Here is a 14,268-nt window from a genome sequence, read left to right on the forward strand (position 1 = left end):
TAGCGATTCTTGAATAAAAAAGGGAGGCCGTTGCGGGCCTCCCTTATTCATTGCGGCTTGCCTTACAGGCTGGAAATCCGCGCGTGCTGCTCGGCCAGCTTGCCCAGGGCCTGTTCAGCCTCGGCCAGTTTGGCGCGTTCCTTCTCGATGACTTCGGCCGGGGCCTTGTCAACGAAACCGGCGTTGGACAGCTTGCCGCCAACCCGCTGGACTTCGCCCTGCAGACGCAGGATTTCCTTGTCCAGACGTGCCAGCTCGGCGCCCTTGTCGATCAGACCGGCCATCGGCACCAGCACTTCCATCTCGCCCACCAGTGCGGTGGCGGACAGCGGCGCCTCTTCGCCAGCGGCCAGAACGGTGATCGATTCCAGACGCGCCAGCTTCTTCAGCAGCGCTTCGTTCTCGGTCAGACGACGCTGGTCCTCAGCGCTGACGTTCTTCAGGTAGATCGGAAGCGGTTTGCCCGGGCCGATGTTCATTTCGCCACGGATGTTACGCGTGCCGAGCATCAGACCCTTGAGCCATTCGATGTCGTCCTCGGCGGCCGGATCGATGCGCTCCTCGTTGGCCACCGGCCAAGGCTGCAGCATGATCGTCTTGCCCTGAATACCGGCCAGCGGCGCGATGCGCTGCCAGATTTCTTCAGTGATGAACGGCATGAACGGATGCGCCAGGCGCAGCGCCACTTCCAGTACGCGCACCAGCGTGCGACGGGTGCCGCGCTGGCGCTCGATCGGAGCGTTTTCGTCCCACAGCACAGGCTTGGACAGTTCCAGATACCAGTCGCAGTACTGGTTCCAGATGAACTCGTACAGCGCTTGCGCGGCGAGGTCGAAACGGAACTGATCCAGTTGACGGGTCACTTCGGCTTCGGTGCGCTGCAGCTGCGAGATGATCCAGCGATCCGCCAGCGACAGCTCATAGGCTTCGCCGTTCTGGCCGCAGTCTTCGCCTTTGTCCAGAACATAACGCGCGGCGTTCCAGATCTTGTTGCAGAAGTTGCGATAGCCTTCGACGCGGCCCATGTCGAACTTGATGTCGCGACCGGTGGACGCCAGCGAGCAGAAGGTGAAGCGCAGGGCGTCGGTGCCGTAGCTGGCGATGCCGTCGGCGAACTCGTCGCGGGTCTGCTTCTCGATCTTCTTCGCCAGTTTCGGCTGCATCATGCCGGAGGTGCGTTTCTGCACCAGGGCTTCCAGCTCGATACCGTCGATGATGTCCAGCGGGTCCAGGACGTTGCCCTTGGACTTGGACATCTTCTGGCCCTGGCCATCACGCACCAGACCGTGCACGTAAACGGTCTTGAACGGTACTTGCGGCGTGCCGTCCTCGTTCTTGATCAGGTGCATCGTCAGCATGATCATCCGGGCAACCCAGAAGAAAATGATGTCGAAACCGGTGACCAGCACGTCGGTGGAGTGGAATTTCTTCAGGAACTCGGTCTTTTCCGGCCAGCCCAGGGTGGAGAACGTCCACAGGCCCGAACTGAACCAGGTGTCGAGTACGTCGTTGTCCTGTTGCAGCGCAACGTCCGGGCCGAGGTTGTGCTTGGCGCGCACTTCGGCTTCGTCGCGACCGACGTAGACCTTGCCCGACTCGTCGTACCAGGCCGGAATCCGGTGGCCCCACCACAGCTGACGGCTGATGCACCAGTCCTGGATGTCGCGCATCCACGAGAAGTACATGTTTTCGTACTGCTTGGGCACGAACTGGATACGGCCGTCTTCAACGGCAGCAATCGCCGGCTCAGCCAGAGGCTTGGTCGACACGTACCACTGGTCGGTCAGCCACGGCTCGATGACGGTGCCGGAACGGTCGCCTTTCGGTACTTTCAGGTTGTGGTCGTCGACGCTGACCAGCAGGCCGGCGGCGTCGAACGCAGCGACGATCTGCTTGCGCGCTTCGAAACGCTCGAGACCGGCGTACTCGGCCGGGATCTTGCCGTCGATGCTGTCATTCAACGTGCCGTCGAGGTTGAACACCTGGGCTGCGGGCAGCACGTTGGCGTTCTTGTCGAAGATGTTCAGCAGCGGCATGTTGTGGCGCTTGCCGACTTCGTAGTCGTTGAAATCGTGGGCCGGGGTGATCTTCACGCAGCCGGTGCCGAATTCTGGATCGCAGTAATCGTCGGCGATGATCGGGATGCGGCGGCCAACCAGTGGCAGCTCGACGAATTTGCCGATCAGGGCTTTGTAGCGCTCATCGTTCGGGTTAACCGCGACGGCGGAGTCGCCGAGCATGGTTTCCGGACGGGTAGTCGCGACGATCAGGAAATCGTTGCCTTCAGCGGTTTTCGCGCCGTCGGCCAGCGGGTACTTGAGGTTCCACAGGAAACCTTTCTCGTCGTGGTTTTCCACTTCGAGGTCAGAAATCGCCGTGTGCAGCTTGGTGTCCCAGTTGACCAGACGCTTGCCGCGGTAGATCAGGCCGTCTTCGTGCAGGCGTACGAAGGCTTCCTTGACCGCTTCCGAGAGGCCGTCGTCCATGGTGAAGCGCTCGCGGCTCCAGTCCACGGACGAGCCGAGGCGGCGGATCTGGCGGCTGATGTTGCCGCCGGACTGATCCTTCCACTCCCAGACTTTCTCGAGGAATTTCTCGCGACCCAGGTCATGACGGTTCTGGCCGGTGGCTTCCAGTTGACGCTCCACCAGCATCTGCGTGGCGATACCGGCGTGGTCGGTGCCCGGCTGCCACAGGGTGTTGCGACCCTGCATGCGGCGGAAACGGATCAGGGCGTCCATGATCGCATTGTTGAAACCGTGACCCATGTGCAGGCTGCCGGTGACGTTCGGCGGCGGGATCATGATGGTGTAGGAATCGCCCGCGCCTTGCGGTGCGAAATAGTTCTCGGACTCCCAGGTGTTGTACCAGGAAGTTTCAATGGCGTGCGGCTGGTAGGTCTTATCCATGCGCGGCGGGACCCTATTGGCATTTATTCAGGAAAAGCCGGGAAGTATAGCGGGGCATGGGGCCGAGGGCGAGCGGGGGAGGTAGTGCGCGGTTCAAATGTGGGAGCGGGCTTGCTCGCGAATTCGGTGTGTCAGCCAGCGATGATGGTGCCTGACATACCGCATTCGCGAGCAAGCCCGCTCCCACAGGGGATTTGTGGTTATTCGTATTGGCTCAAAAGCCGTTCCATCCGCGCCTCGAGGCGGCGTTTGATTTCGGTTTCGATGTGCGGCGCGAAGTCGTCGATCACATCCTGCATGATCAATTGCGCAGCGGCGCGCAGTTCGCTGTCCAGGTGCAGCAGGGCGTCCGGGCCTTTATCCACAGGTGCAACAGCAGGTGCCGGGGCCGGAGCCGGCGCAGGTGGCGGTTCGATGGTCGGCGGCGTGGCGTCGACGGCCTCGAACAACATCGGAATCTGTTCCTGTTCGCCATCCTCGACCGTGTCGGTCAGCAAGGGTGGTTGCAGGTTGTCATCGCCGAGCAACTGGCGGATCGATTCAAGATCGTCCAGCAGGTGCGCAGGCTTTTGCAGCGGTTTTGGAGTGTCCATCGGCGTACTCAGAGTCGCTGTAAACGGTGGTCTTGCAGAGGATAGCCCTGTTCGCGGTAGAAACGGAAACTCTCCCGTGCCGCCGCGCGAATCGTCGGATCTTCCACCACCACTTCCGCCACACGGGCGAATTTACTGGCGAAGGCCGGGACTTTCAGGTCGAGGTTGACCAGCAAGTCCTGATGCTCGCCGCAGTCAGTGCCCGTTCCCAGCACGATCAAACCGTCCGGTTCGCTCTCGGCAGGGCCGTGGGGCACGAAGGTTTCGCCCTTGAACGCCCACAGACGCGCATCAAGATCCTCACGCTGAGCAGCATCGCTGCAATGCAGGTAGATGCGATGGCCCATGCGCCAGGCTTTCTCGGTGAGCTTGCAGGCAAAGTCCAGACGAGCCGAAGGATCGGCGCTGGGCAGGATGTAGAAGTCGACTTTGGTCATTGCGGTTCCTGAGCCTTGAACGGCGTCACCGCAAAGTGACGCCGCCCAGGTTCATCGGTTTCAGGCTTTGGCGCGGTCCAGCAGGTATTGGGTCAGCAGCGGCACCGGACGGCCAGTGGCGCCCTTGTCCTTGCCGCCGCTGGTCCATGCGGTGCCCGCGATGTCCAGGTGCGCCCAGTTCAGGTTCTTGGTGAAGCGCGACAGGAAGCACGCGGCGGTGATGGTGCCGGCCTTTGGCCCGCCAATGTTGGCGATGTCGGCGAACGGGCTGTCCAGTTGTTCCTGGTATTCGTCGAACAGCGGCAGCTGCCAGGCGCGGTCGTCTGCGGTTTTACCGGCGCTGAGCAGTTGCTCGATCAGTTCGTCGTTATTGCCCAGCAGGCCGGAAGTGTGGGCGCCCAGTGCAACCACGCAGGCACCGGTGAGGGTGGCGATGTCGATCACTGCTTGCGGCTTGAAGCGCTCGGAGTAGGTCAGGGCGTCGCACAGCACCAGACGGCCTTCGGCGTCGGTGTTGAGGATTTCCACGGTCTGGCCGCTCATGGTAGTGACGATGTCGCCCGGACGCGAGGCGTTGCCGCTCGGCATGTTTTCGGCGCAAGCGAGGATGCACACCAGGTTGATCGGCAGCTTCAGTTCAAGCACCGCACGCAGGGTACCGAACACGGAGGCCGCGCCGCCCATGTCGTACTTCATTTCGTCCATGCCGGCGCCAGGCTTGAGGCTGATGCCGCCGGTGTCGAAGGTGATGCCTTTGCCGACCAGCGCGTAAGGCTTCTCGGACTTCTTGCCACCGTTGTATTGCATGACGATCAGGCGCGGCGGCTGGGCGCTGCCCTGGCCGACGGCGTAGAACGAGCCCATGCCCAGGGATTTGATCTTCTTCTCGTCGAGGACGTCGACTTTCAGATCCTTGAACTCTTTGCCGAGGTTCTTGGCTTGCTCGCCAAGGAAGGTCGGGTGGCAGATGTTCGGCGGCAGGTTGCCCAGATTACGGGTGAAGGCCATGCCATTGGCGATGGCGGTGGCATGATTCACCGCGCGCTGTACTTCGGCCTGCGCAGCCTTGATGGTCAACAGGGTGATTTTCTTCAGGGCGCGCGGTTCGGCTTTCTGGCTCTTGAACTGGTCGAAGGTGTATTCGCCGTCCACCAGGGTTTCGGCCAGCAGGCGGGTCTTGCCGTAGCTGTCGCGGTTCTTGACGATGATTTCATCCAGGGCCAGCACGGCGTCGCTGCCGCCCAGACCTTTCAGGGTATTGAGGATGCCGGCAACGATTTTACGGAACGGACGGTCGCCCAGTTCTTCATCCTTGCCCACGCCGATCAGCAGCACGCGCTCGGCTTTCAGGTTCGGCAGGCTGTACAGCAGCAGGCTTTGACCGACCTTGCCGGCCAGATCGCCACGCTTGAGCACGGCGCTGATCGCGCCACCGCTCAGTTCGTCGAGCTGTCTGGCGGCCACGCCGAGTTTGCGGCCTTCGCCGACGGCAACCACCAGGGTGGCGGTTTTCAACGTTTCTGGGCTAACGCTTTTTACAACCAGTTCCATGTCCGGATCCCTGAATGAATGGTCAACACACAGGCGTTCGACGGTGTCCGCAGTCGCCTGCTTATAGATAGAAGAGACGCAGGCCAGTGCCTGCGACAAAGGCGGCAGTTTGAACCTCGCTCCCTGCGCCTGACAACCCTCGGCGGCACGATCTTCAACCGATTACACGCTTGGGTGAGTGTGCGCAGTGACAGGCGCCCTCAATCACAGGATAATGCCGCATCTTTTTTTCGACGGCTCTGCCTTGCGGGCCGGTCGAGACGTTTGCTTGTTTGGCCGCCTTAGCCTGACAACCCTGGAGTGTCTGGTTTGATCGTCTTCCGTTATCTGTCCCGTGAAGTGATGTTGACCCTGAGCGCCGTCAGCGCCGTGCTGCTGGTCATCATCATGAGCGGTCGCTTTATCAAATACCTTGCCCAGGCCGCTGCGGGCCAACTCGATCCGGGATCGCTGTTCCTGATCATGGGTTACCGTCTGCCGGGTTTCATGCAACTGATCCTGCCGCTGGGTCTGTTCCTCGGGATCCTGCTGGCTTACGGCCGGCTGTACCTCGAAAGCGAAATGACCGTGCTCTCGGCCACCGGCATGAGTCAGCAGCGTCTGCTGCGCATGACTCTGTTCCCGGCGACGCTGGTGGCACTGGTGGTGGCGTGGCTGAGCCTGAGTCTGGCCCCGCAAGGCGCCAACCAGTTCCAGCTGCTGCTGAACAAGCAGGACGCCCTGACCGAGTTCGATACCCTCGAACCTGGCCGTTTCCAGGCGTTGCGTGACGGGACACGGGTGACCTACACGGAAAGCCTGACCGACGACCGCGTCAACCTTGGCGGCGTATTCATCTCGCAGAAGAACCTCGGCTCCGATCAGAAGGACCGCGGGATTTCCGTGCTGGTGGCCGAGAAGGGCCGCCAGGAAGTCCACTCGGACGGCAACCGCTACCTGATCCTGCAGAATGGCTATCGCTATGACGGCAGCCCGGGTCAGGCCGATTACCGCGCGATCAAATACGACACCTATGGCGTATTGCTGCCAAAACCTGATGCCAGTGACGAAGTCACCGACCGTGACGCGATCCCGACTTCGACCCTGCTGGGTGCTGACGACGAGCGCTCCAGGGCCGAACTGCAATGGCGGATTTCGCTGCCGTTGCTGGTGTTCATCGTGACCCTGATGGCGGTGCCGCTGTCGCGGGTCAATCCGCGTCAGGGCCGTTTCCTGAAGCTGCTGCCGGCGATTCTTCTTTATATGGCTTACCTGACCATCCTGATTGCCGCCCGCGGCGCCCTCGAAAAAGGCAAGATCCCGCCGGCTCTTGGCCTGTGGTGGGTGCACGGGATCTTCCTGGCCATCGGTCTCGGCCTGCTGTACTGGGAACCGATGCGCCTGAAGCTGGCCAGCCGTCGCAGCGCAGCGCTGGAGGTGGCCCGTGGTTAAACTCGACCGCTACATCGGCAGCAGTGTGTTCATGGCGATCATCGCCGTGCTGGCGATCATTCTGGGTCTGGCGACCCTGTTTGCCTTCATCGACGAGATGAGCGACGTCAGCGATACCTACACGCTGACCGATGTGCTGAGCTTTGTCCTGCTCACCGCACCGCGTCGCCTGTATGAAATGTTGCCGATGGCCGCGCTGATCGGCTGTCTGATCGGCCTCGGCAGTCTGGCCAGCAGCAGCGAGCTGACCGTCATGCGCGCCGCTGGCGTGTCCATCGGGCGTATCGTCTGGGCCGTCATGAAACCGATGCTGGTGCTGATGCTGGCCGGCGTGCTGATCGGCGAATACGTGGCCCCGGCCACCGAAAGCATGGCCCAGGCCAATCGCTCGCTGGCGCAAGGCAGCGGCGACGCGCAGAGCGCCAAGCACGGCATGTGGCACCGTCAGGGCGAGGAGTTCATCCATATCAACGCCGTGCAACCCAACGGCCTGTTGTATGGCGTGACCCGCTATCACTTCGACAAAGAGCGCCACCTGCTCAGCTCCAGCTTCGCCAAACGTGCGGAATTCGACGGCAAGCGCTGGCTGCTCAGCGACGTGACCACCACGGTGTTCCACGAGCGCAGCACCGAGGTGCTGAATGCGCCGAGCGAGGAGTGGGACGTGTCGCTGAGCCCGCAATTGCTCAACACGGTGGTGATGGCGCCTGAGTCGCTGTCGATTTCCGGTCTGTGGGGCTACATCCACTATCTGGCGGATCAGGGCCTGAGCAACGGTCGCTACTGGCTGGCATTTTGGGTCAAGGTGTTGCAGCCACTGGTCACCGCCGCGCTGGTGCTGATGGCGATCTCCTTTATCTTCGGCCCGTTGCGCTCGGTGACCCTCGGTCAGCGGGTGTTCACCGGTGTGCTGGTTGGCTTCACCTTCCGCATCGTCCAGGATCTGCTCGGCCCATCGAGCCTGGTATTCGGCTTCTCGCCGCTGTTCGCGGTGCTGGTGCCGGCCACGGTCTGTGCGCTGGCGGGTGTCTGGTTGCTGCGACGGGCCGGTTGATGGCCGCGTTGTTGCCAGTGCTTTAACCGCGAAAACGCCTCGGTCGACAGACCGGGGCGTTTTCGTATGCAATCCGGGTGACAGGCGAACGTGACGCTTGCGCCGTGTATCAGGTACAATTCCCGGCTATTTTTCGGCGGGCCAAGCCTGCAGCCTTTTTGAGTGTTGATCCGTGAGTGATTTGAGTCATATCCGCAATTTCTCCATCATCGCCCACATTGACCATGGCAAGTCGACGCTGGCTGACCGTTTCATCCAGATGTGCGGTGGCCTGGCCGAGCGTGAAATGGAAGCCCAGGTACTGGATTCCATGGATCTGGAGCGCGAACGCGGGATCACCATCAAGGCCCACAGCGTTACCCTCTATTACAAAGCCAAAGATGGCGTCACCTACCAGCTGAACTTCATTGACACCCCGGGCCACGTCGACTTCACCTACGAAGTCAGCCGTTCCCTGGCCGCGTGTGAAGGTGCGTTGCTGGTGGTCGATGCCGGTCAGGGTGTTGAAGCCCAGTCCGTGGCCAACTGCTACACCGCCATTGAGCAAGGCCTCGAGGTCATGCCGGTGCTGAACAAGATCGACCTGCCACAGGCCGAGCCGGACCGCGTCAAGGACGAGATCGAGAAGATCATCGGTATCGACGCCACCGACGCCGTCACCTGCAGCGCCAAGACCGGCCTGGGTGTCGACGAAGTGCTCGAGCGTCTGGTCGCGACCATTCCTGCGCCGACCGGCAACATCGAAGATCCGCTGCAAGCGCTGATCATCGACTCCTGGTTCGACAATTATCTGGGCGTTGTTTCCCTGGTGCGCGTGCGTCATGGCCGTGTGAAGAAGGGTGACAAGATCCTGGTGAAATCCACCGGCAAGATCCACCTGGTCGACAGCGTCGGTGTATTCAACCCGAAGCACACCGCTACCGCTGACCTCAAGGCTGGCGAAGTGGGCTTCATCATCGCCAGCATCAAGGACATTCACGGTGCACCGGTCGGTGACACCCTGACCCTGAGTTCGACCCCGGATGTCCCGGTTCTGCCCGGTTTCAAACGCATCCAGCCACAGGTTTACGCCGGTCTGTTCCCGGTCAGCTCCGACGACTTCGAGGACTTCCGCGAAGCGCTGCAGAAACTGACCCTGAACGACTCGTCGCTGCAGTACACCCCGGAAAGCTCCGACGCCCTGGGCTTCGGCTTCCGTTGCGGGTTCCTCGGCATGCTGCACATGGAGATCATCCAGGAGCGCCTCGAGCGCGAGTACGACCTGGATCTGATCACCACCGCGCCAACGGTAATTTTCGAGCTGGTGCTGAAAACCGGTGAAACGATTTACGTCGACAACCCGTCCAAACTTCCGGATGTGTCGGCCATCGAAGACATGCGCGAGCCAATCGTGCGCGCCAACATCCTGGTTCCGCAGGAACACCTGGGCAACGTCATCACCCTGTGCATCGAGAAACGCGGTGTGCAGGTCGACATGCTGTTCCTCGGCAATCAGGTGCAAGTCACTTACGACCTGCCGATGAACGAAGTGGTCCTGGACTTCTTCGACCGTCTCAAATCCACCAGTCGTGGCTATGCTTCGCTGGATTACCATTTCGATCGTTACCAATCGGCTAATCTGGTGAAACTGGACGTGCTGATCAACGGTGACAAGGTCGATGCCCTGGCGTTGATCGTGCACCGTGACAATTCGCACTTCAAAGGTCGCCAGTTGACCGAGAAGATGAAGGAACTGATTCCTCGTCAGATGTTCGACGTGGCGATCCAGGCGGCCATTGGCGGTCAGATCGTTGCCCGGACAACCGTCAAGGCACTCAGAAAGAACGTATTGGCCAAATGCTACGGCGGTGACGTAAGCCGTAAGAAAAAGCTGCTTGAAAAGCAAAAGGCCGGTAAGAAACGCATGAAGCAGGTCGGCAACGTGGAAATTCCACAAGAAGCCTTCCTTGCCGTGCTCAGGTTGGAATAGTCAGGTCCTATGTCACTAAATTTCCCGCTGTTGCTGGTCATCGCCGTGTTCGTCTGCGGCCTGTTGGCGTTGCTCGATCTGCTGTTCCTGGCGCCGCGTCGGCGTGCTGCCATTGCCTCTTATCAAGGCAGTGTCAGCCAGCCCGAGCCCGTGGTGGTCGAGAAGCTGAACAAAGAGCCGTTGCTGGTTGAATACGGCAAGTCGTTCTTTCCGGTGCTGTTCATCGTGCTGGTGCTGCGTTCGTTCCTGGTGGAACCGTTCCAGATTCCGTCCGGCTCGATGAAACCGACTCTGGATGTGGGCGATTTCATTCTGGTGAACAAGTTTTCTTACGGGATCCGCCTGCCGGTGATCGACAAGAAAATCATCGAAGTCGGTGATCCACAGCGTGGCGATGTGATGGTGTTCCGCTACCCGAGCGACCCGAACGTCAACTACATCAAGCGTGTAGTCGGCCTGCCGGGCGACACGGTGCGTTACACCGCCGACAAGCGTCTGTTGGTCAATGGCGAGTCGATTGCCGAGCAACTGGTCGGCTCCGAGCCGGGCACGCTGGGCAGCGCGGAGCTCTACAAGGAAAAACTCGGCGCCGCCGAGCACCTGATCCGCAAGGAAATGAGCCGCTACCGCGCAACCCCGGACCGTACCTGGACCGTGCCGGCCGGCCATTACTTCATGATGGGCGACAACCGCGACAACTCCAACGACAGTCGCTACTGGGATGATCCGAACATTCCCAAGGATTTGCTGGGCATGGTTCCCGACCAGAATATCGTCGGCAAAGCCTTCGCTGTCTGGATGAGCTGGCCGGAACCGAAACTCAGCCACCTGCCGAATTTCTCGCGGGTTGGCCTGATCAAGTAATCAATCACGGCGCTGTTGACCACAGCGCCGAATGCATTTCTGGAGTCGACACAAATCGGCACCAGGGCATGAAGCCACGATATTCAGGACGTCATTTTTGAACACAGCGTTAATTGTCCCAGGCCTGCGCCGTACCCCGGCGATGGCAGTGGAATCCAGCCACGAACTCAGCGTGGGTAAACCGTGAGCGTTTCTCTAAGCCGTCTCGAGCGCCAGCTCGGTTACACCTTCAAGGATCAGGAGCTGATGCTGCTGGCCCTCACGCACCGCAGCTTTGCCGGGCGTAACAACGAACGCCTGGAATTCCTCGGCGATGCCATCCTCAATTTCGTCGCCGGCGAGGCGCTGTTCGATCGCTTCCCGCTGGCCCGCGAAGGCCAGTTGTCGCGTTTGCGCGCACGTTTGGTGAAGGGTGAGACACTGGCCGTGCTGGCCCGTGGTTTCGACCTGGGCGACTACCTGCGTCTGGGCTCGGGCGAACTGAAAAGCGGTGGCTTCCGTCGCGAATCGATTCTGGCCGATGCCCTCGAAGCGCTGATCGGCGCGATCTACCTCGATGCCGGCATGGACGTCGCCCGCGAGCGGGTACTGGCCTGGCTGGCCGGCGAGTTCGAAGGCCTGACGCTGGTCGACACCAACAAGGATCCCAAGACCCGTCTGCAGGAACACCTGCAATCACGTGGTTGCGAACTGCCACGCTACGAAGTGGTGGATATCCAGGGTGAACCGCACTGCCGTACCTTCTTCGTCGAGTGCGAAGTGGTCTTATTGAATGAAAAAAGCCGAGGTCAGGGTGTGAGCCGTCGTATTGCCGAACAGGTAGCGGCCGCCGCAGCACTGATTGCCCTGGGCGTGGAGAATGGCAATGACTGATACAAACGCAACTCGCTGTGGCTACGTTGCCATCGTCGGCCGTCCCAACGTCGGCAAGTCGACGTTGCTCAACCACATCCTCGGCCAGAAGCTCGCGATCACCTCGCGCAAGCCGCAGACCACCCGTCACAACATGCTCGGGATCAAGACCGAGGGTGACGTGCAGGCGATCTACGTCGACACCCCCGGCATGCACAAGGGTGGCGAAAAGGCTCTGAACCGTTACATGAACAAAACCGCTTCGGCAGCGTTGAAAGACGTCGACGTGGTGATCTTTGTGGTCGATCGCACCAAGTGGACCGAAGAAGACCAGATGGTCCTGGAGCGCGTGCAGTACGTGACCGGCCCGCTGATCGTCGCGCTGAACAAGACCGACCGCATCGAAGACAAGGCCGAGCTGATGCCGCACCTGTCGTGGTTGCAGGAACAGCTGCCGAACGCGCAGATCATCCCGATTTCCGCGCAGCACGGGCACAACCTCGACGCGCTGGAAAAGGTCATCGCCGATCATCTGCCGGAGAACGATCACTTCTTCCCGGAAGACCAGATCACCGACCGCAGCAGCCGCTTCCTCGCTGCCGAACTGGTGCGTGAGAAAATCATGCGCCAGATGGGCGCCGAGCTGCCGTACCAGATCACCGTCGAGATCGAAGAGTTCAAGCAGCAGGGCAAGACCCTGCATATCCATGCGCTGATCCTCGTCGAACGTGACGGCCAGAAGAAGATCATCATTGGCGACAAGGGCGAGCGCATCAAACGCATAGGCACCGAAGCGCGCAAGGACATGGAGCTGCTGTTCGACTCCAAGATCATGCTCAACCTGTGGGTCAAGGTGAAGGGCGGCTGGTCCGACGACGAACGTGCTCTGCGTTCGCTGGGTTACGGCGACCTGTAAATAGCGGTTTTCCGAGGCACCGGAGAACCCCCTGTGGGAGCGGGCTTGCTCGCGAATGCGGTGTAGCATTCAGCATTGATGTTGACTGTTACACCGCATTCGCGAGCAAGCCCGCTCCCACATTTGGTTTTGGGTTGTTTACAAAGCTGCGTTTCTTCATCGAGAACTCCATGTCGCAAACCCCACCTCCCGCCCAACTCGCCTACGTCCTGCATTCGCGCGCCTACCGCGAAACCAGCGCGCTGGTCGACTTCCTCACGCCACAAGGGCGGCTGCGGGCGGTGTTGCGCAGTGCGCGGGGCAAGGCCGGGACACTGGCGCGACCGTTCGTGCCGCTGGAAGTCGAGTTTCGTGGCAAGGGTGAGTTGAAGAACGTCGGGCGCATGGAAAGTGCCGGTAATGCGACGTGGATGGTCGGCGAGGCGTTGTTCAGCGGTCTCTACCTCAATGAGTTGTTGATCCGTATGCTCCCCGCCGAAGACCCGCATCCGGCGGTGTTCGATCACTACGCAGCGACTTTACTGGCTTTGGCCGAAGGGCGGCCGCTGGAGCCGCTGTTGCGCTCATTCGAATGGCGCCTGCTGGATGATCTCGGTTATGGCTTCGCCATGAACACCGACATCCACGGCGAACCTGTCGCCCCGGATGGTCTCTATCGTCTGCAAGTGGACGCTGGCCTTGAGCGCGTTTACCTGCTGCAACCTGGGCTGTTCAACGGTGTTGAGTTGCTGGCCATGGCCGAAGCCGACTGGTCAGCCCCCGGCGCACTCTCAGCCGCCAAACGTCTGATGCGTCAAGCATTGGCCGTTCACTTGGGCGGTCGTCCGCTTGTCAGTCGCGAACTGTTTCGCAAGCCCTGATCACCCCGTATGCTGTGCGCCGAATCTCTAAATTCAGGAGCGCATCCGTGACCACCAGCAATCGCATTCTTCTTGGCGTGAACATCGACCACGTCGCCACCCTGCGTCAGGCCCGTGGCACACGCTACCCGGATCCGGTCAAGGCAGCGCTGGACGCGGAAGAGGCGGGCGCCGACGGCATCACCGTGCACCTGCGTGAAGACCGCCGGCACATCCAGGAACGCGACGTGCTGTTGCTCAAGGATGTGCTGCAGACCCGCATGAACTTCGAAATGGGCGTCACCGAAGAAATGATGGCGTTCGCCGAGCACATCCGTCCGGCGCACATTTGCCTGGTCCCGGAAACCCGTCAGGAGCTGACCACTGAAGGCGGTCTTGATGTAGCGGGGCAGGAAGAGCGGATCAAGGCAGCGGTCGAGCGCCTGTCGAAGATCGGCAGCGAAGTGTCGTTGTTCATCGATGCTGACGAACGCCAGATCGCTGCGTCGAAACGCGTTGGTGCACCGGCGATCGAACTCCACACCGGGCGTTACGCCGATGCCGAAACCCCGACCGAAGTTGCTGAAGAATTGAAGCGTGTGGCGGACGGCGTGGCGTTTGGTCTGGCGCAGGGCCTGATCGTCAATGCCGGGCATGGCCTGCATTATCACAACGTCGAAGCCGTGGCGGCGATCAAGGGCATCAACGAACTGAATATCGGCCATGCGCTGGTGGCGCATGCGTTGTTCGTGGGCTTCAAGTCGGCTGTTTCCGAGATGAAAACGCTGATTCTGGCGGCCGCCAAGCACTAAGCAACACCCCAGAACCCAATGTGGGAGCGGGCTTGCTCGCG

Annotated in this window: 12 protein-coding genes; 8 read left to right on the plus strand and 4 right to left on the minus strand. The window is 60.8% G+C overall.

What is annotated here, in order from left to right; genetic code table 11:
- Window positions 1-62: 62 nt before the first annotated feature.
- From ACS4NR_RS26875 to ACS4NR_RS26890, 4 genes are all read right to left on the minus strand, one after another.
- Window positions 63-2,909: a valine--tRNA ligase gene (locus ACS4NR_RS26875; protein WP_456018757.1), complete on the minus strand. Its 2,847-nt coding sequence runs from the start codon at window positions 2,907-2,909 to the stop codon at window positions 63-65.
- Between the two features lie 200 nt (window positions 2,910-3,109).
- Window positions 3,110-3,502, minus strand: a complete 393-nt coding sequence (locus ACS4NR_RS26880) for a DNA polymerase III subunit chi (RefSeq protein ID WP_115988151.1) — start codon at window positions 3,500-3,502, stop codon at window positions 3,110-3,112.
- 8 nt (window positions 3,503-3,510) lie between these two features.
- A complete protein-coding gene (locus ACS4NR_RS26885) occupies window positions 3,511-3,939 on the minus strand; it encodes a DNA polymerase III subunit chi (RefSeq protein ID WP_456018758.1) in 429 nt (142 codons plus the stop codon).
- 60 nt (window positions 3,940-3,999) lie between these two features.
- The gene (locus tag ACS4NR_RS26890; protein WP_456018759.1) at window positions 4,000-5,490 is read right to left on the minus strand and encodes a leucyl aminopeptidase; all 1,491 of its coding nucleotides are present in this window, start codon (window positions 5,488-5,490) and stop codon (window positions 4,000-4,002) included.
- Between the two features lie 309 nt (window positions 5,491-5,799).
- Between ACS4NR_RS26890 and lptF the strand changes: the two genes are divergently transcribed.
- The 8 genes from lptF to pdxJ all read left to right on the plus strand — a co-directional run bounded on the left by lptF (window position 5,800) and on the right by pdxJ (window position 14,227).
- Complete coding sequence (gene lptF / locus ACS4NR_RS26895; RefSeq protein WP_115986568.1) at window positions 5,800-6,921, plus strand: LPS export ABC transporter permease LptF; 1,122 nt, start codon at window positions 5,800-5,802, stop codon at window positions 6,919-6,921.
- Window positions 6,914-7,975, plus strand: coding sequence for an LPS export ABC transporter permease LptG (lptG, locus tag ACS4NR_RS26900; RefSeq protein WP_166497861.1), 1,062 nt, complete (start codon window positions 6,914-6,916; stop codon window positions 7,973-7,975). The genes lptF and lptG overlap by 8 nt, the downstream gene beginning before the upstream one ends.
- 172 nt (window positions 7,976-8,147) lie before the next feature.
- Window positions 8,148-9,944, plus strand: coding sequence for a translation elongation factor 4 (gene lepA / locus ACS4NR_RS26905; RefSeq protein WP_003221926.1), 1,797 nt, complete (start codon window positions 8,148-8,150; stop codon window positions 9,942-9,944).
- A gap of 9 nt (window positions 9,945-9,953) precedes the next feature.
- Complete coding sequence (gene lepB / locus ACS4NR_RS26910; RefSeq protein WP_095138273.1) at window positions 9,954-10,808, plus strand: signal peptidase I; 855 nt, start codon at window positions 9,954-9,956, stop codon at window positions 10,806-10,808.
- 183 nt (window positions 10,809-10,991) lie between these two features.
- Window positions 10,992-11,681, plus strand: a complete 690-nt coding sequence (gene rnc, locus ACS4NR_RS26915; protein ID WP_024011703.1) for a ribonuclease III — start codon at window positions 10,992-10,994, stop codon at window positions 11,679-11,681.
- Window positions 11,674-12,576, plus strand: a complete 903-nt coding sequence (gene era, locus ACS4NR_RS26920) for a GTPase Era (RefSeq protein WP_003221935.1) — start codon at window positions 11,674-11,676, stop codon at window positions 12,574-12,576. The genes rnc and era overlap by 8 nt, the downstream gene beginning before the upstream one ends.
- Window positions 12,577-12,746: 170 nt before the next feature.
- The gene (gene recO / locus ACS4NR_RS26925; RefSeq protein WP_456018760.1) at window positions 12,747-13,436 is read left to right on the plus strand and encodes a DNA repair protein RecO; all 690 of its coding nucleotides are present in this window, start codon (window positions 12,747-12,749) and stop codon (window positions 13,434-13,436) included.
- Window positions 13,437-13,483: 47 nt separating this feature from the next.
- Complete coding sequence (pdxJ, locus tag ACS4NR_RS26930) at window positions 13,484-14,227, plus strand: pyridoxine 5'-phosphate synthase (protein ID WP_456018761.1); 744 nt, start codon at window positions 13,484-13,486, stop codon at window positions 14,225-14,227.
- Window positions 14,228-14,268: the final 41 nt, after the last annotated feature.

The organism is Pseudomonas sp. JQ36 (genome assembly GCF_053851495.1).

Bases quoted from the DNA above. Each gene is read 5' to 3' on its own strand.
- ACS4NR_RS26875 (WP_456018757.1), bottom strand. From the start codon at position 2,909: ATGGATAAGACCTACCAGCCGCACGCCATTGAAACTTCCTGGTACAAC.
- ACS4NR_RS26880 (WP_115988151.1), bottom strand. From the start codon at position 3,502: ATGGACACTCCAAAACCGCTGCAAAAGCCTGCGCACCTGCTGGACGAT.
- era (WP_003221935.1), top strand. From the start codon at position 11,674: ATGACTGATACAAACGCAACTCGCTGTGGCTACGTTGCCATCGTCGGC.
- ACS4NR_RS26885 (WP_456018758.1), bottom strand. From the start codon at position 3,939: ATGACCAAAGTCGACTTCTACATCCTGCCCAGCGCCGATCCTTCGGCT.
- lepB (WP_095138273.1), top strand. From the start codon at position 9,954: ATGTCACTAAATTTCCCGCTGTTGCTGGTCATCGCCGTGTTCGTCTGC.
- ACS4NR_RS26890 (WP_456018759.1), bottom strand. From the start codon at position 5,490: ATGGAACTGGTTGTAAAAAGCGTTAGCCCAGAAACGTTGAAAACCGCC.
- recO (WP_456018760.1), top strand. From the start codon at position 12,747: ATGTCGCAAACCCCACCTCCCGCCCAACTCGCCTACGTCCTGCATTCG.